The 18,034-nt window shown below is 60.4% G+C and carries 14 protein-coding genes and 2 tRNA genes; 13 read left to right on the forward strand and 3 right to left on the reverse strand.

The genetic code is table 11. The features are described from left to right. Positions 1–200 precede the first annotated feature (200 nt). Both glnA and O6760_RS21510 read right to left on the reverse strand, forming a co-directional pair. Positions 201–1,610, reverse strand: a complete 1,410-nt coding sequence (gene glnA / locus O6760_RS21505) for a type I glutamate--ammonia ligase (protein WP_269581731.1) — start codon at positions 1,608–1,610, stop codon at positions 201–203. Between the two features lie 128 nt (positions 1,611–1,738). Continuing rightward, positions 1,739–2,077, reverse strand: coding sequence for a P-II family nitrogen regulator (locus tag O6760_RS21510; protein WP_094074571.1), 339 nt, complete (start codon positions 2,075–2,077; stop codon positions 1,739–1,741). A gap of 362 nt (positions 2,078–2,439) precedes the next feature. Between O6760_RS21510 and O6760_RS21515 the strand changes: the two genes are divergently transcribed. The 8 genes from O6760_RS21515 (at position 2,440) to O6760_RS21550 (ending at position 12,155) form a co-directional block, all read left to right on the forward strand. Beyond that, positions 2,440–3,975: an NAD(P)H-hydrate dehydratase gene (locus O6760_RS21515; RefSeq protein ID WP_269581732.1), complete on the forward strand. Its 1,536-nt coding sequence runs from the start codon at positions 2,440–2,442 to the stop codon at positions 3,973–3,975. Between the two features lie 89 nt (positions 3,976–4,064). Beyond that, positions 4,065–4,149 (forward strand) — tRNA-Leu (locus O6760_RS21520). Between the two features lie 270 nt (positions 4,150–4,419). Further along, entirely contained in the window at positions 4,420–5,769 is a 1,350-nt protein-coding gene (gene tig / locus O6760_RS21525) for a trigger factor (RefSeq protein ID WP_269581733.1), read from the forward strand. A 203-nt stretch (positions 5,770–5,972) separates the two neighbouring features. Then, positions 5,973–6,608 carry an ATP-dependent Clp protease proteolytic subunit gene (locus O6760_RS21530; RefSeq protein WP_269581734.1) on the forward strand — a complete coding sequence of 212 codons (636 nt, stop codon included), beginning with the start codon at positions 5,973–5,975 and terminating at the stop codon, positions 6,606–6,608. A gap of 235 nt (positions 6,609–6,843) precedes the next feature. After that, positions 6,844–8,109, forward strand: a complete 1,266-nt coding sequence (gene clpX / locus O6760_RS21535) for an ATP-dependent Clp protease ATP-binding subunit ClpX (RefSeq protein ID WP_094070957.1) — start codon at positions 6,844–6,846, stop codon at positions 8,107–8,109. 338 nt (positions 8,110–8,447) lie between these two features. Next, the gene (gene lon, locus O6760_RS21540) at positions 8,448–10,874 is read left to right on the forward strand and encodes an endopeptidase La (RefSeq protein ID WP_269581735.1); all 2,427 of its coding nucleotides are present in this window, start codon (positions 8,448–8,450) and stop codon (positions 10,872–10,874) included. A gap of 187 nt (positions 10,875–11,061) precedes the next feature. Further along, positions 11,062–11,337, forward strand: a complete 276-nt coding sequence (locus O6760_RS21545) for an HU family DNA-binding protein (protein WP_094070955.1) — start codon at positions 11,062–11,064, stop codon at positions 11,335–11,337. Between the two features lie 164 nt (positions 11,338–11,501). Further along, complete coding sequence (locus O6760_RS21550; protein ID WP_269581736.1) at positions 11,502–12,155, forward strand: hypothetical protein; 654 nt, start codon at positions 11,502–11,504, stop codon at positions 12,153–12,155. Positions 12,156–12,158: 3 nt separating this feature from the next. Here the strand turns inward: O6760_RS21550 and O6760_RS21555 are convergent, their stop codons facing one another. After that, entirely contained in the window at positions 12,159–13,520 is a 1,362-nt protein-coding gene (locus O6760_RS21555; RefSeq protein ID WP_269581737.1) for an FAD-dependent oxidoreductase, read from the reverse strand. 143 nt (positions 13,521–13,663) lie between these two features. Between O6760_RS21555 and O6760_RS21560 the strand changes: the two genes are divergently transcribed. From O6760_RS21560 to O6760_RS21580, 5 genes are all read left to right on the forward strand, one after another. Continuing rightward, positions 13,664–13,739: transfer RNA gene (locus tag O6760_RS21560), tRNA-Val, on the forward strand. Between the two features lie 311 nt (positions 13,740–14,050). Beyond that, positions 14,051–14,452 (forward strand): hypothetical protein, encoded by a 402-nt coding sequence (locus tag O6760_RS21565; RefSeq protein ID WP_269581738.1) that lies wholly within the window; start codon positions 14,051–14,053, stop codon positions 14,450–14,452. 24 nt (positions 14,453–14,476) lie between these two features. Continuing rightward, positions 14,477–15,223 (forward strand): phosphodiester glycosidase family protein, encoded by a 747-nt coding sequence (locus tag O6760_RS21570; RefSeq protein WP_269581739.1) that lies wholly within the window; start codon positions 14,477–14,479, stop codon positions 15,221–15,223. After that, positions 15,216–16,946, forward strand: a complete 1,731-nt coding sequence (locus O6760_RS21575; protein WP_269581740.1) for a radical SAM protein — start codon at positions 15,216–15,218, stop codon at positions 16,944–16,946. Before O6760_RS21570 ends, O6760_RS21575 begins: the two co-directional genes overlap by 8 nt. Further along, positions 16,943–17,959 (forward strand): radical SAM protein, encoded by a 1,017-nt coding sequence (locus O6760_RS21580; RefSeq protein WP_269581741.1) that lies wholly within the window; start codon positions 16,943–16,945, stop codon positions 17,957–17,959. Before O6760_RS21575 ends, O6760_RS21580 begins: the two co-directional genes overlap by 4 nt. The last annotated feature ends 75 nt before the right edge of the window (positions 17,960–18,034 follow it).

Below are 18,034 nucleotides of genomic sequence, written 5' to 3' on the forward strand. Positions count from 1 at the left end.
CTCCAAACGGTGACTGAATATCGCCCAGCAGAACAGTACGGCGCCGGCGTTACGGGATCCTCCGGCGATCCTCCGGAAAACGTCTTGTATTGACATCCTGCAAGGCATCCGGACTGCAAGACAGGGGCACCGGTTGGGCCCGCAAACGCAAAAAGGCCGGGCTGGTGCCCGGCCTTTCCGTCTCGTCGGGTCCCGAAGGATCAGACGGAGTAGTACATGTCGAACTCGACCGGATGCGGGGTCATTTCGTAGCGCTCGACTTCTTCCATCTTCAGTTCGATATAGGCATCGATCTGGTCGTCGTCGAACACGCCGCCGGCCTTCAGGAAGTCGCGGTCGGCATCGACAGCTTCCAGGGCTTCGCGGAGGGAGCCACAGACGGTCGGGATCTCTGCGAGTTCTTCCGGCGGAAGGTCGTAGAGGTTCTTGTCCATTGCATCACCCGGGTGCAGCTTGTTCTTGATGCCGTCGAGGCCGGCCATCAGGAGCGCGGAGAAGCACAGGTACGGGTTCGCGGTCGGATCCGGGAAACGGACTTCAACGCGCTTGGCCTTCGGAGATGCGGTGAACGGAATGCGGCAGGAGGCAGACCGGTTGCGCGAGGAGTAGGCCAGCAGAACCGGAGCTTCATAACCCGGGACCAGACGCTTGTAGGAGTTGGTCGACGGGTTGGTGAAGGCGTTCAGGGCTTTCGCGTGCTTCAGGATACCACCGATGAAGTACAGGCAGGTCTCGGAGAGATCGGCGTACTGGTTGCCGGCAAAGGTCGGCTCGCCGCCGTTCCAGATGGACAGGTGGCAGTGCATGCCGGTGCCGTTGTCGCCGAAGACCGGCTTCGGCATGAAGGTCGAGGTCTTGCCATAGGCATGAGCGACCTGGTGCACGACATACTTGTAGACCTGCATGTTGTCGGCGCAACGGGTCAGGTGGTCGAACTTCATGCCGAGTTCGTGCTGGGCAGCCGCCACTTCGTGGTGATGCTTCTCGGTCGGCACACCCATTTCGCCCATGACGGACAGCATTTCGGAGCGGATGTCCTGGGCGCTGTCGACCGGCGGGACCGGGAAGTAGCCGCCCTTGGTGCGCGGACGGTGGCCGAGGTTGCCGGTTTCATACTCGGAACCCATGTTGGACGGCAGCTCGGAGCTGTCCAGGATGAAGCCGGTGTTGTACGGGTCGGCGTTGAAGCGGACATCGTCGAACATGAAGAACTCGGCTTCCGGGCCGACATAGATGGTGTCGCCGAAACCACCGGACTTGACGTAGGCTTCCGCTTTCTTGGCGGTCATGCGCGGGTCGCGGTTGTAGCCTTCACCGGTGATCGGGTCGACGATGTCGCAGAAGATTGCCATGGTGGACTGGGCGAAGAACGGGTCCATGTGAGCGGATTCCGGATCCAGGATCAGCATCATGTCGGACTCGTTGATGGCCTTCCAGCCGGCAATGGACGAGCCGTCGAAGGCGACGCCTTCGGCGAACATGTCTTCATCGACAAGTGCAACATCCATGGTGACGTGCTGCATTTTGCCCTTCGGATCGGTAAAGCGCAGGTCGACGAATTTCACGTCCTTTTCCTGAATCTCCTTCAGGACTTCAGCGGCAGTGGTCATATTGTCCATCCCTTTGATTTTTCGTGTGAACGGTTGGGTTTGGTTCCGGCCCGGCAGAGTGTCTTTAAATTTGGCTCTGGGACTATCGGACCGGAATTCGGAATACCGGCGAATGCCGGAATGGTGGGTCAGATGGCGTCGATGCCGGACTCGCCCGTCCGGATGCGAACTGCTTCTTCAATGTTGGAAACAAAAATCTTGCCGTCGCCGATGCGGCCGGTTTGCGCGGCGGAACGGATGGCTTCGACGGCCTTTTCGACCATGTCATCGCCCAGGACGATTTCCACTTTCACTTTCGGCAGGAAGTCGACGACATATTCGGCACCGCGATAGAGCTCCGTATGGCCCTTCTGGCGGCCGAAGCCCTTGGCTTCAGTCACGGTTATGCCCTGGAGGCCCACCTCCTGAAGCGCTTCCTTGACCTCATCCAGTTTGAAGGGCTTGATGATCGCTTCGATCTTTTTCATCACCTTGTGTCTCTCTCCACTAAACAGGCCAGGTAGTCGGCGGGATCTCTTCCGGACAACGGGTCAAAATCAGCCCGTCGGGCCCGGACGGGACCGTTGCGACCTTCAAAGCACGATGTGTGCCAATCGGTAGAGGGGCCCCGGAATTTTTTTTGGAGCCGGGATTTCCGCCACCAAAAGCGGCAGATCCCGGCTGTGCAGTTGGTAGCATGCGGTCTTTCAACCTATCAAGTGATTATAAAGTGTGCAAAGTGCCGTAAAAATAGGCGGCATTTGCCGAGGCGCGGCCGTCACTGCAGAGGCACTCGACAAAACTGCAGATCCCGGCCACCTTGCCGAAGACATCAGGAGAGCTCTGCACAATGAAGCCAGGAAAGTCACGGGATAATGCGGTTTTGCTGACGCCGGACGAGATGGCGCAGGCCGACCGGATGACTATTTCTGCCGGAGTAGAAGGCATTGTGCTCATGGAACGGGCAGGTCAGGCGGTGGCACGGGCCGCGGCCAGTCTGGCCGTGAAGGGAGCACGGATTGTCGTGCTGTGCGGGCCCGGCAACAACGGGGGCGACGGCTTTATCGCTGCACGCTGCCTGGCCGCCGCCGGGTTCCGCGTCAGCGTTCTGCTGCTCAAGGCGGCAGACGTCTTGAAGGGAGATGCCCTTGAGGCGTATGGCCGAATGGGACTGCCGGGCGTTCCGGCACTTGATGATGCCCTGGTTGCGGACGATGTCCCCGCGCTGCTGGCGGATTCGGACATGATCGTCGATGCCCTGTTCGGGGCCGGGCTGGACCGGCCGCTGACCGGTGCCGTTGGCAAGCTTGTCGAGAGCGTCAACAAGACAGGAAAGCCGGTGCTCTCGGTTGATCTTCCATCCGGCGTGAACGGGGCGGATGGCGCCACGGCCGGAGCCGCCATCAAGGCGCAGGCGACAGTCACCTTTTTCCGCGAAAAACCCGGGCATCTGCTGCATCCGGGCAGGGCGCTTTGCGGCGCCGTCGAAGTTGCCGACATCGGCATCACGGCGCAGGTGCTCGACGAGATCGCGCCAGAAACGTTCGCCAACGGTCCGGATCTCTGGCTGCAGGCCTGGCCGGCCCACGATCCTGCCGGGCACAAATATTCAAGAGGCCATGCGGTTGTTTTCGGCGGACCGGTTGCCGCCACGGGCGCGGCTCGGCTTTCGGCGGGCGCGGCGCTGAGGGCAGGGGCGGGACTTGTGACGCTGGCGTCGCCGCCGGACGCGGTGATGGTCAATGCCTGTCACCTGACGGCCGTCATGCTGAAAAAGCTGGCGGGAGAGGACGCGATCGCGAACCTGCTGGGAGACGCGCGCCTGAACGCGATTCTGATCGGGCCGGGCTTTGGCATTGGGGAAAGGACCCGTGCCGCAGTCGGGGACATCCTGAAGGCGGGGCGGGCGACGGTGCTTGATGCGGACGCACTGACAAGTTTTGCCGATTGCCCGGAAACCTTGTTCGAATGGATCAGGGGAAACGGCTCACCTGTCATTCTGACGCCGCACGAAGGTGAATTCGCGCGGCTGTTTGCCGGGCTGGAAGGCGGAAAGCTTGAGCGCGCACGCGCGGCGGCCGCCAAGTCCGGTGCAATTGTCATTCTCAAGGGACCGGACACGGTCATCGCCGCGCCGGATGGCCGGGCGGCGATCAACCGCAACGCGCCGCCCTGGCTGGCAACCGCAGGGTCAGGCGATGTGTTGGCCGGCATTGCGGCAGGTCTGCTCGCACAGGGCGTGCCGGGCTTTGACGCGGCCGCCCAGGCGGTCTGGCTGCACGGGGAAGCCGGCCTGGAAGCGGGACCGGGCCTGACCGCGGAAGACCTTGCGCCGGCGCTGAAACCGGCGATCCGCGCGCTTGTGGAGAAAACCGGGCAGGGCTGAGGTGAGCGCCCGCTTTTTCCTTTGACGGGAAAATCAGCGGTGCTATAGAGGCCCCGCTTCAAACGCGGGGCGCCCAAAGCCTGCGCGATGCGGATGTGGTGAAATTGGTAGACACGCCAGATTTAGGTTCTGGTGCCGCAAGGCGTGGGGGTTCAAGTCCCTCCATCCGCACCATGCTTTTTGAGCTACCTGAGAAGGTTGAACGGAAGTTGGTTGAGCCGCTCATGAGCCGCGTTTTCTCCCGCAAATCCCCGCTCTCCCCTTGACACTTCAAGGTCCAAGCTTTATCGCGCTCCCATCGTGCGTCTCGGACTCTGTTCGGGGCGATGCATGGCCGTTTGAACGCTCCTGTCAAAAGGGGAGTGCAGGCAATGCGGCACACGGGATTTTAAAAACGAAACCTCCGGGGCGGATTGCCGCTCGGGATCGAGGACGACAAAACCCATGCAGGTAACCGAAACCCTTTCCGAGGGCCTCAAGCGCGAGCTGAAAATCGACATTCCGGCTGGTGATCTCGCCGCCAAGCTCGACGATTACATGGCCGACCTGAAATCCAAGGCCAACATCAAGGGCTTCCGCCCGGGCAAGGTTCCGCTCGGCCATCTGAAGAAGATGTATGGCCGCCAGGCCATGGCCGAGATCCTGTCGAACACCATCCAGGAAACCACCCAGAAGGCCGTTGAAGAGCGCTCCGAGCGCCCGGCTCTGACCCCGGAAATCGATCTGCCGGAAGAAGACGCCGAGAAGATCATGGCCGGTGACGCCGACCTGTCCTTCAAGATGACCTACGATGTTCTGCCCGAGTTCGAAATCGTCGATTTCGCCGGCATCGAGATCGAGCGTCCGGTGGTCGAGATCGACGAAAGCGAAGTCGACGAGCAGGTCGCCGAAATCGCCAAGAACAACACCCCGTTCGATGCCAAGAAAGGCAAGGCCAAGGATGGCGACCGGGTGACCATGTCCTATCTCGGCAAGATCGACGGTGAGCCGTTCGAGGGCGGTGCCGACGAGAACGGCATGCTGGTGCTCGGTTCCGGCCAGTTCATCCCGGGCTTCGAAGAGCAGCTCGTCGGCGTCAAGGCCGGCGACGAGAAGGTCGTCGAAGTCAGCTTCCCGGAAGACTACCCGGCAGCTCACCTGGCGGGCAAGGCGGCGACGTTCGACGTCGTGGTCAAGGAAGTCGCCGCTCCGGGTGAAGCCAAGATCGACGACGAGTTCGCCAAGGGCCTCGGCCTTGAGTCGCTCGACAAGCTGAAGGAAATCGTCCGCGGCCAGATCGAGGGCCAGTTCGGCCAGATGACCCGCCAGCGCGTCAAGCGCCAGCTTCTGGACAAGCTGGACGAGCATTACTCGTTCGATCTTCCCGAAAAGCTGCTGGACAGCGAATTCGATGTGGTCTGGCGCCAGGTCGAAGAGGACATGAAGCGCAACGAGAAGACCTTCGAGGACGAGGACACCACGGAAGAAGAGGCGAAGGCGGAATACCGCAAGATCGCCGAGCGCCGTGTCCGTCTCGGCCTTGTTCTCTCCGAGATCGGCGAGAAGAACGAGATCCAGGTCACCGACGAGGAACTGCAGCGCGCGCTCTATGATCGTGTCCGCCAGTTCCCGGGCCAGGAGCAGCAGGTGTTCGAATTCTACAAGAACAACCAGCAGGCCCTGGCGAGCCTGCGTGCGCCGATCTACGAGGAAAAGGTCGTCGACTACATGCTCGAGCTCGCCAAGGTGACCGACAAGACGGTGACCAAGGACGAGCTGGAGAAGCTGGTTGCAGAGGACGAGGAAGAAGCCTGACCGGTTTTCTCCCCGTCATCCCCAGATGCGGCGCTTGCTTTAACCTTGCATTCACGCCGCATCTGCCATGACTTTGCGTTGAGGGCGACATCCCATATATACGGGGTGTCGCTTTTTTCGAGTCAGGCCCAGATTCGATGCGCTTCTAGGCCTGTTTCCTGTCCGGTGACCGCCGGGCAACATCTCAAGCATATGGATGAGGTATGAAGGATCCTGTCGATATCTACATGAACACTCTCGTGCCGATGGTTGTCGAACAGACAAACCGGGGCGAGCGGGCCTTCGATATCTACTCGCGCCTGCTGAAGGAGCGCATCATCTTCATGACCGGTCCGGTCGAAGATCACGTGGCCACCCTGATCAGCGCCCAGCTTCTCTATCTGGAGGCTGAGAACCCGAGCAAGGAAATCGCGATCTACATCAACTCCCCGGGCGGACTCGTCACGTCCGGGCTGGCGATCTATGATACGATGCAGTTCATTCGGCCCGCCGTGTCGACGCTGTGCATCGGCCAGGCTGCGTCCATGGGCTCCTTGCTCCTGGCGGCCGGCGAGAAGGACATGCGCTTCATTCTGCCGAACGCGCGCGTGATGGTGCACCAGCCGTCCGGCGGGTTCCGCGGCCAGGCCGCCGACATCATGCTGCATGCCCAGGAAATCCTGGCCATGAAGCGGCGGCTGAATGACATTTATGTCAAGCATACCGGACAAAGCCTGGATCAGGTCGAAGAGGCGCTCGAGCGCGACAACTTCATGACCGCGGAGCGTGCCAAGGAGTTCGGTATTGTTGACAAGGTCATTTCTGACCGCATGACGCTTGGCGCTGATGACGACAAGTAAGCGGGCTTACCTGGCCTTAAGCATGGAACCAGATTCCGTGGTTTTGGCCGGGAAATCCCCAAGAGATGCCGGGTTTTCATCTTTGCCTTAAACCTATATTGATTTTTACTGGCGAAGCATGATGACATCATGGTGTGAAGAGGCGCCCGTCGTCGCTCAGGAGCCGGTTCAGCCACAAAGTGGCCGCATCCGGACAGAATAAGGGGAAACTCCCCACAAACGCGAGGTTGACTACATGACCAAGGCCAGCGGCAGCGATTCAAAGAATACGCTCTACTGTTCCTTCTGCGGCAAGAGCCAGCATGAGGTTCGTAAGCTGATCGCCGGCCCGACTGTTTTCATTTGCGATGAATGTGTCGAGCTGTGCATGGATATTATCCGCGAGGAGAACAAGTCCTCGCTGGTGAAGTCTCGGGACGGAATCCCGACCCCTCAGGAGATTCGCGACGTTCTTGACGATTATGTGATCGGTCAGGGCAGCGCCAAGAAGGTCCTTTCGGTCGCCGTCCACAATCACTACAAGCGCCTCAATCACGCATCGAAGAACAACGATGTGGAATTGGCGAAATCGAATATCCTGCTGGTCGGACCGACCGGTTGCGGCAAGACCCTTCTTGCGCAGACCCTTGCGCGCATTCTGGACGTGCCGTTCACGATGGCCGACGCGACCACGCTGACCGAAGCCGGCTATGTGGGCGAGGATGTCGAGAACATCATCCTGAAACTGCTGCAATCGGCCGACTACAATGTCGAGCGCGCGCAGCGCGGCATCGTCTATATCGACGAAGTCGACAAGATCAGCCGCAAGGCCGACAATCCGTCGATCACGCGTGATGTCTCGGGCGAGGGCGTGCAGCAGGCACTTCTGAAGATCATGGAAGGCACGGTGGCCTCCGTTCCGCCGCAGGGCGGGCGCAAGCATCCGCAGCAGGAATTCCTGCAGGTGGACACGACCAACATCCTGTTCATCTGCGGCGGTGCCTTTGCCGGTCTCGACAAGATCATCTCTGATCGAGGCACGCAGACATCCATCGGTTTCCAGGCCCAGGTTCACGCTCCCGAGGATCGCCGGATCGGCGAACTGTTCTCGGAACTGGAACCGGAAGACCTGCTCAAGTTCGGTCTCATTCCGGAATTCGTCGGCCGTCTGCCGGTGATCGCGACCCTGGAAGACCTCGACGAAGATGCCCTGGTGACAATCCTGACCGAGCCGAAGAACGCGCTCGTCAAGCAGTACCAGCGTCTGTTCGAGATGGAGCAGGTGGAGTTGTCCTTCCACGAGGAGGCACTCAAGGCGATTGCCCGCAAGGCGATCGAGCGCAAGACCGGTGCACGCGGTCTCCGTTCCATCCTGGAATCCATCCTGCTCGACACGATGTACGAGCTTCCGGGCCTCAAGGGCGTGAAGGAAGTCGTGATCTCGCCGGAAGTGGTGAAAGGGGAGGCGCGTCCTCTCTACATCTACGAGGATCGGGAAGAAACCTCCGCGACCAGCGCATGATGACCCGGCGCGGACGCACATAACCGTGAAGAAATGCCGCTTCCCCGGGAGCGGCATTTTTTTTGAATTTCGTGCGTTTGAGGGTTTCCGTGGCGGTTTTCCACCGGCGCCCTGAGTCGTCAACAGACAAGAGTTGCGGTCGTTGCGCGATTGCCTTGACACCGGCAGGTCCGGTGTCCACCTAATAGAGACAAGTACGGCTTGCGCGGTCCGTCAGTGCGCCCAATTCGGGGTACTGCGGTCAGGCCACCAGGACCTCTGGGTCCGGAAGCCGTGTTCCAGTGTTTCGGCTGCCTTTTTGTTGAGTGGGGCCGCGACACGCTGAGAAAGGAAAAAAAATGAGCGACGCAGAAATTCGCGCCACCGAGGACAGCACCGCTGTCTATCCTGTCTTGCCCCTGCGCGACATCGTTGTCTTCCCGCACATGATCGTGCCGCTGTTTGTCGGCCGCGAGAAGTCGATCAAGGCGCTCGAAGAAGTCATGACCACGGACAAGCACATTCTTCTGGCGACCCAGATGAATGCCGCGGATGACGATCCGAACCCGGACCAGATCTACAATGTCGGCACGCTCGCGACCGTGCTGCAGCTGCTCAAGCTGCCCGACAATACCGTCAAGGTGCTTGTTGAGGGCGGCGCGCGCGCGCAGATCGGCGAGTATTCCAGCCGCACCGACTATTTCGAGGCGGCCGCGACGGTCCTGCCCGAACGCGACGGCGAAAACATCGAAGTCGAAGCCCTGGCGCGGTCCGTGGTCTCGGAGTTCGAGAACTATGTGAAACTGAACAAGAAGGTTTCTCCGGAAGTTCTCGGTGCCGTCAACCAGATCGACGATTATTCCAAACTGGCCGATACGATTGCGTCGCACCTGGCAATCAAGATCCCGGAAAAGCAGGAAATCCTCGGCGTGGTCTCCGTTGCCGAGCGGCTTGAGCGCGTGCTTGGCATGATGGAGAGCGAGATCTCCGTCCTGCAGGTGGAAAAGCGCATCCGTTCGCGGGTCAAGCGCCAGATGGAGAAAACCCAGCGCGAGTACTACCTGAATGAGCAGATGAAGGCCATTCAGAAGGAACTCGGCGACAGCGAGGACGGCCGCGACGAAATTGCTGAACTCGAAGAGAAGATCAAGAAGACCAAGCTGACCAAGGAAGCGCGTGAGCGCGCAGCTGCCGAGATCAAGAAGCTCAAGCAGATGAGCCCGATGTCGGCGGAAGCGACCGTTGTGCGCAACTACCTGGACTGGCTGATCGGTATTCCCTGGAACAAGAAGTCCAAGGTCAAGCATGACCTCAGCTTCGCCGAGAAGGTCCTCGACACGGATCACTACGGCCTCGAAAAGGTCAAGGAACGGATCGTCGAATATCTTGCCGTCCAGAGCCGGGCCAACAAGTTGCGCGGTCCCATCCTTTGCCTGGTCGGCCCTCCCGGCGTCGGCAAGACCTCGCTCGGCAAGTCGATCGCCAAGGCGACCGGCCGTGAATTCGTGCGCATGTCGCTTGGCGGTGTGCGCGACGAGGCCGAGATCCGCGGTCACCGCCGTACCTATATCGGCTCGATGCCCGGCAAGGTCGTCCAGTCGATGAAGAAGGCAAAGAAATCCAACCCGCTCTTCCTGCTCGACGAGATCGACAAGATGGGCATGGATTTCCGCGGTGATCCGTCCTCGGCGCTCCTGGAAGTGCTGGATCCGGAACAGAACTCGTCCTTCATGGACCACTACCTGGAGGTCGAATACGACCTTTCGGACGTGATGTTCGTGACCACGGCGAACACCCTGAACATACCGGGGCCGCTGATGGACCGCATGGAGATCATCCGGATTGCCGGCTACACGGAAGAGGAAAAGGTGGAAATCTGCCGCCGTCACCTCATCCCGAAGGCGGAAAAGGATCACGGCCTGCGCGAAGGCGAGTTCTCCATCGACGACGATGCGCTGCATTTTGTCGTCCGCCGCTACACCCGCGAAGCCGGTGTGCGTAACCTTGAGCGTGAAATGGCGACCCTGGCCCGCAAGGCGGTCAAGGACATCCTGATGAGCGACAAGGAAAGCATCACGGTGACGCCGGAAGTGGTCGAGGACTATCTCGGCGTGCCGCGTTATCGTTATGGCGAAGCGGAGCTGGAAGACCAGGTCGGTGTCGTCACCGGTCTTGCCTGGACCGAAGTCGGCGGTGAACTGCTCACCATCGAAGGCGTGATGATGCCGGGCAAGGGCAAGATGACCGTGACCGGCAATCTGAAGGACGTGATGAAGGAATCGATTTCTGCGGCCGCATCCTATGTGCGTTCCCGCGCGATCGACTTCGGCATCGAGCCGCCGACCTTCGACAAGAAGGATATTCACGTGCACGTGCCGGAAGGCGCGACGCCCAAGGACGGCCCGTCCGCCGGCATCGCCATGGCAACCGCCGTGATCTCGACCCTCACCGGAATTCCGGTGCGCCGGGATGTCGCCATGACAGGCGAGATCACGCTGCGGGGCCGGATCCTGCCGATCGGTGGCCTGAAGGAGAAACTGCTGGCGGCCCTGCGCGGTGGCATCAAGCTGGTGATGATCCCGGAAGACAATGCCAAGGATCTCGCGGATATTCCTGACTCGGTCAAGAATTCGCTTGAAATCATCCCGGTCTCCGGCATGGAAGAAGTGCTCAAGAATGCACTTGTCCGCCTTCCGGAGCCCATCGAATGGGATCAGACGGCGTATGAAGCTGCAACCAAGGCGCGAGAAAAGGACGACGACACGTCGGGAGTTCTGGCCCACTAAAGTCCATGTTGCAGTGCGGAAAATGAAGAACCCCGGGAAAACCGGGGTTTTTCTTTTGAAAAACAGGTCAAAATGGCTGTTTTCTGCGAAAAAAACCCTTGCGTTTCATGTCAAATCAACCGAATTTCGCGCAACGGCGCTGACAGGAATCGTCGGCACTCTGCCGTTTCTTAGAAAGGTATCTGCTATGAATAAGAACGATCTGATCGCAGCTGTTGCAGAAAAGACCGGCCTCACCAAGGCGCAGGCAGGCGAAGCAGTTGACGCTACTTTTGACGCAGTCACTCAGACGCTGAAGAGTGGCGATGAAGTCCGCATCATCGGCTTTGGCAACTTCACGGTGTCCGCACGCGCTGCCACCGAAGGCCGTAACCCGCGGACTGGCGAAACGATCCAGATCCCGGCTTCTAAGACGCCGAAGTTCAAGGCCGGCAAGGGCCTGAAGGACGCTGTGAACGCCTAAGGCCTTCGCACGCGAATTTCTTCGGAAAACCCCGTGTCCGGGATACCGGACACGGGGTTTTTTGTGTCCGTCTTGACAATCATCGGTTGGCTCATTCATCTGATGCACGCTTCCTGCCGGGGAGGTGCAAACCGAGGCTCCGGACTGTTCATCGAAAGGCCGCCATGTCCCTGCATGCCATCATTCGCAACCGCCAACGGGCTCTCTACAATGCCTGGGTACGGCAACCCATGATGCAGATGCAGGTCGAACACCCGGGGGTGCTCGGCAGACTGGTGTTTCTGGATAGCTACGACGACAGCATCCAGGCGCGTCAACTCGGCCGCAGCAGCTTAACGAATGTGGCTCTGGTTCAGCGCCCGGGGAATCCGGACGAGAATGCCAGCGTGTGGGTGCGTGCCGGTTACAGCGGCTACAGGCAGGCCTGGGTCAATTTCATCGAGGAAGTCTACGGCACGAGAGTCTCCTCCAGCGATCTGGCCGGCTACAACATCGATCATCTCTTCAACAGGGCACGAAGCCCGGCGCAGGCCGGCTTCGTCCGCATCGAGGCCATCGACGGCGCCATCAACCAGGCATGGGGCCGGAATTTCGAACGGGCTGTCAGCGACACGAAATCCGGCGGCAACGACCGCCTCAGAAACACGATGAGCTGGGTGATCGCCGCCAAGCTTATGAACCAGCCACCTCCACGCGGTCCCAACGATGTGCAGGGGATCGCGGATCTGGTGCGGTTCTTCAGCCGCAACGGTTTCAGCGCGGCCGAAGCGCAGCGGGGCGTGGATGGCATGTTCGAGCATGCCTACCGCTTCCGCTGAGCCTCACCGCGCGGCCGCAAGCAGGTTTTCGGCTGCGTTCAGGCCGCTCAGATAGGCTCCGTGGACGGTGGCAGGGTAGTCCGGGCTGGTGGCTTCCCCCGCGAAAAACACCCGGTCTAAGACCGGAGCAGCCAGGTGCCTGCGTGTCGAGAAACCTGTCCCGGCGGGCAGGTACGAGTAGGATCCGAAGGCTTGAGGGTCCCTTGCCCAGGCGGTGGAGAGTCCCGACACCAGGGGCGGGAGGCTGTCGAGCATTGTGTCGAGTGCTTCGTGGGCAGCCTGTACGCGGCCTGCATTGTCCAGGCGTTCCAGTTCGCGGGCGAAAGAGCCCGCATTGAGAACGCCCAGCACCGGTCTCCCGGCCGGTTCGCTGAGATTGACCCAGAACGGGAACGCCTGCGGCCGGTGGGAGACCCGGACAAGGTTCAGGACATCCAGGTCCGGGACGGGCCCGGAAAAGGTGAGATAGACCTTGTTGAGAAGACCCATCTCCAGAGAAGCGATGGCGCTGCGCTTGCTCTCGGGAAGGGGAGGGTCGAAGGCGATTCTGTCTGCCTTGAGAACCCCGAGCGGCACCGTAACGAGGGCAAAGTCGGCGTCAAATGCACGGTTGTCTGCCTGGATCGAAACGCCGGCCGCCGAATAGGCAACGCTGTCGACGGATGTCGAAAGGCGAATGTCGAAACCCTGGGCCAGACCCTGCGCGAGACGATCATACCCGCCGGGCAGAATCGCGTCCCCGCCGCCGAAGGCGCTGCCTTCCTCCAGTGCGGCGAGGGCGAGCATTTCCTTGTCGGCGGCGTATTCCAGCTCCACCAGGTAGACCAACAAGGCATCCAGTTCGAGGGATGAAAGATCGGCAAACCGCCGGTCTTTCCGGATCTGGCTGATGGCGTCCCTGACGGAACTGCCGTCCGACCTGCTGACGCTGCGATCGGCCAGGTCCTCCAGACGGTCCTGCAACAGGTCAATTCTGTCTTCCAGGCGCCCCTGGTTCGCGGTCAGGTCGATGATCTCCGCATCCTCATAGTCCCACTTGAACAGCGGCTGCGAGAAGCTTTGTGCGAGTTTCGTGATCGGGTTGTTGCGGGTTCCGTGGATCCAGCTTGCACCAAGATCCAGTGGTACACCCAACGAACGGTCGGTCCACAACCGTCCGCCGATCCGGTCCCGGGCTTCGAGGACCGTGACGGCGACGCCGAGATCCGCAAGCTGACGAGCCGCCGCCAGCCCGGCGATCCCGGCGCCGATCACGACCGCCGAAACACCTTTCCGGGCCCAGGCAGTTGTGGCAGGCCATGGCGGGACAGGCCCCAGCAGGCCAAGGCCTAGTCCCATGAGCACCGAGCGTCGCGAGGGCCGCATTTCGAGGGCTCCTTTTTCCCTGAAAGACCAGTGTGCCAGTGTCTGGATCGCTCATCCACAGCAATCGGCATTGGGCACAAAATGTTCGTTTTGGGTCTTGCCAAGTCAAAGGCGAGGCCATACAAGGCGTCTCACCTCGTAGAGGGCGATTAGCTCAGTTGGTAGAGCGCTTCGTTTACACCGAAGATGTCGGGAGTTCGAGTCTCTCATCGCCCACCATTCTTCTCAATTTCTTGTTTTACCATCCAGGGTCGATATTACGCCCGTATGTCGCCTGAAATCCCGAACCATAACGTGTCCGGATGCCGTGAAATCGCGTCCGCGATTGCCTTCCGGTGCATGGGTGAAGGATCACATGATCTGGATCAATGTGACGGTGAAGCAAAAATTGTAATTCTTCTCAAGACAACCCAGCGATCCGCAAGGAAATACATAGTGTACTCTGCGGGTTAGCTGCTGCTTACGCAACGGTATCGCCTCGTTGTAAGGCAGCCTGCGTCTGCGTCAGGTCCGGGAGGAAGCGCATAGCCATGTCCGAAGGTGTCAACACGTTCTGGGGCCTGATTCAGAGCACGCTGACGGCCATGAGCGAGGTCTATGTCAAGATCAAGGCCGGCACCGCAAGCCAAGCCGAGAAGAACGGCTTTCTCGCCCAAGGCAATGCCCTGGGCCTGCATTCCGGACAACTGTTCGAGGAACTCAAGAAACTCGAGGACGCCGCCGAGGCCGGTGCCATGAGCCGGATCCATCACGACCTTGCCGCCTTGCTGGCCGGCGACTTGAAAAACGCCCGGGCCCTGTGCCGCGATCTCGTTCGTCAACTCCTGCGCATCGCCAATTTCCACGTGCTTCATGACGACGGCGATCAGGCCCTCTGGAAGCCGGTTCAGAAAAAGTATCAGAAGATGTTGGACGCATTACCAACCGAGTAGGGCGGTCGGGGTAGAGGAGGGACCATGCTCACACATTCGCACATCGCCGGAAGTGGACATGAAATCTGGATCCAGCCCGCAGGCCCTTCCGGCGCCGGTTTGACATTCGACGTGCATATCGGTGGTGGCGGCATCGCAAGCATCGCAAGCCTGGCGCATCGGAAGGCGACAAAAGGCCGGAGTTTCGTCATCAACGGGACGTTTTTCTTCAATGGCTCGATCCTTGGCGACATGCTCCGCCGTGACGGGCACTTCCGGAAAACAGCCGAGCCGAAGGCAAAGAAGCGATTCGGGTTCGCGATCACCACATTCGGTCAGCCGACGGTCTATGAGCGCGAACCGCTCCCGGACGACCCGACGCAGCTGGAGGCGGTCTATACGGCGATGTACTCCATGGCCATGGGCGGCCTTGGCCGGCTCCTGGAAGGTGGCGTCAACAAGGCCGCACGATCGATCCTCAAGGACCCGGCGGGCCAGTATTTCCAGGATGACGCCATCCGTGAGGCCCCCCGGTCGGCGCTTGGCATAGACAATCGCGGCAGGGTGATGGTGTTTGTCGCGACACCCGGACCTGATCCGGCGAACTACGGCATGACGCCGGACGAGATGGCCGTGTTCATGAAAGCGCGCGGTGTGACCGATGCCGTTTTCCTGGACGGCGGCCGGTCAACCTCGCTCGCCGTCAACGGCAGGGTGCTCATGACGGGCGGCAACTATGCCGCCGGCGGGAATGACAGCACGATCCCTTGCTGGGTGATCGGCTATGAATAGTCATGTCAAAGCAAGTGAGTTCACAGCCGACGCTCATGACGCTTGGCTCGACCGGAACCGTCACGCGCTCAAGTTCGTATCGAGCGCCAAGGTTATTCCGGACCGGGCTTCCGATCGGTTTGCCGTGTTCAACGACTATGAAGCCCCGGTTGACCACTACATGGTGTTCGATGGCGCAGATGCGCCCGTCCTTGCCCTGAAAGAGGGCTGCACCTATGACACGCTGTCAGGCACGCTCGGGCGCGAGAAGGCGGATGCCTATCTGAAGACGTTCCAGGAGCAGGGTCTCTTCGCGCATGCCGAGCCTCCCGCAGAGCGCATCGAGCGCGTCCGCAGCGCCTACAACGCCCAGGGACGGGGCGCGGGGCTGAGGGACGATCTCGAAGCCAAGCTCGTCCGCTACAAGGCCGACGGCAGCACGCCGTGGTCGGCGTTTTCCCCGCATCCGGAAGCACCGGCTGTCGAGGTATCGCTTCTGATAACCGATGCCTGCAATCTGCGCTGCCGTTATTGCCACGTGATGGACAGCGACAATGTCCTGCCGGCGGTCCCCAAGACCGGTGTCATGTCCGAGGAGGTCCTGCAGGATTTTGCCCGGACCTTCATCGGCTTCATCAAGCAAAGATGGGGGACCGGTTGCCTGAATGTCGTTTTCTTCGGCGGCCAGCCGTCCTTGAGAGGCAAGGTCCGTGCCTTCCTGTTCGAGGCAGCGGATTATCTGGCTTCCCAGGCGGCGCGCGAGAAGGTCTTCATCCGCTTCTCCATCGACGACAACGGGACCCAGATCGACGATGAGCTGATAGCCTTCTTCACAAAATACGATTTCGACGTTTCCCTGTCGTTCGATCCCCCAGTCGCGGCAAACGACTGGCAGCGGCCGTTTCCGGGCAAGGACCCGAAGAGCGGAGCCACGATCGAGGAAGGCCTGCGCCGCCTCGTTCAGAGTGACGTCCGGGTCGGGCTGCGCGCGACGGTGAGCGACCGAAACCAGGATCATGTCTACGAATCGGTCGTAAAATATTCCGGCTGGGGCCTAAGGTCCGCGTCCTTCATTCCGATGCAGGATGTCGCCCACGGCCGGACCGTCGCAGGGGTTCGTGCTCCGGACCCCGCAGTGCTGTCGCAACAATACACGAGAGCGTTCGAGCACGTGCTCGACCTCTTCGAGAAGACCGGCGCCGTTTTCGATTTCGGGCCGGTGACCTCCATTCTCCATCGCATCGCCAACGGGGGGGAAATCCAGACCTGTGGCATGGGAGACGTCTATTTCGCGGTCGACCCGAGGGGCGGTGCCTATTCCTGCCACCGGGACCTGACGTCCGACTTTTTCATAGGGGACGTGAGCGAGCCGGCGTGTGTCGACGCACTGTTGCACCCGCCGCTGAAGACGACCTGCCCGCAAGTGACCAGCTTCTACGACCCCTCCCTGTTCTGCAGCAACACGGGTTGCTGCAACTGCGAGCCGGGGACGCCTGCAGCCTGCCGGGATTGTCCGATCCTGGCCTTTTGCGGCGGGTCCTGCCCGGCAGCAAGCTTTGCGCATTACGGCTGCACAAATATCGGACTGTCGGTGCTGGTCGATTCCGACCCGGCCCGCGGAGACGAAAGGTGCCGCTGGAGCAAGGACTTCGTTTCGGGGCTCTTCTGGCGGTTCATCGACGAAAAACCGGGCTCGGTCTTTCAACGCTATCTCGCGGCGCTGTTCGGACAGGTGATGCCATGAATATTCTTTTGGTCGACACGTGCAATCTCGCCTGTTCCTATTGCTTTCTGCAGGGAAGCCTGAACACCAGGTCCCGCCACGACGGGGATGCCGGCAAGATGTCGCTCGCCGAGTTCAGGCACGCGCTCGACTATGCCCGGGAGCTGATTGTTGCAGGCACCAAGGACAGCGCCAATCTGCTGGGTGGCGAGCCGACTCTTCACCCGCTCTTCAGGGAGTTCCTGAGCCTCGCCCTGTCACCGGCCTATTCACTGCCCGGCGGTAGCCCGTTGCCAGTGAACGTCTTCACCAATGGCATCTTCTCCCCGGAGATGGCGGGGTTTCTCGGGTCTCAGCCTTGCGGTCTGATGATCAACATCAACCATCCGTCGTTCTACAAGGGGACGCAATGGTCTCGTCTGAACGACAATCTGCAGCGGATTTCGAGCCTTCGCGGGGAGCGCGCGTTCAGCGTCAGCCTGAACCTCTACCAACCGGAACAGGATGTTGCGTTCGTCTTCGAGGTCATGTCCCGCTACGACCTCGGGCAACTGCGCGTCGACTTTGCCAAGCCGAACGCGGCGCAGACCAACGAACATATCTCCTTTAAAGACGTCTCCGCCATGCTTCCGCTTCTGGAGACGATTGCCGAGAGATGTACCGAGAACGGCATTGACCTGATAACCGACTGCTGTGTCCCGGTCTGCTCGGTCGATGACGGACAGCTCAAGCGGCTGAAGGACAAGGGTATCTTCCTGTCGTTCACCTGCCCAGGCGCCATCGATGTGGGACCAGGGCTCGAGGTCTTTTTCTGTGGTCCATTGAAGGATGTCCGTTTCGGGCAGCTGACCGACTATCCCACCGGCGGAGACCTCGTCCGCAAGATGGATGACGTCATCGACCCGCTGCGCTGGGAGGTGCCGACATGCACCGCTTGCGAGACCTGCAAATGGCAAACGCTGAACATCTGTCAGGGTGGATGCCTGGCGTTCAAACAGAGATCAGAAGGTGACGGTCAGGAGGTGCTGCAATGAAGAAGAAATATACGCTTCAGGTCTATGGCAGGGAGCCGGATACCAAGTCAGAGAACGAGACGCGGGAAGGGCGTG

Source organism: Roseibium sp. Sym1 (assembly GCF_027359675.1).
Classification (GTDB): domain Bacteria; phylum Pseudomonadota; class Alphaproteobacteria; order Rhizobiales; family Stappiaceae; genus Roseibium.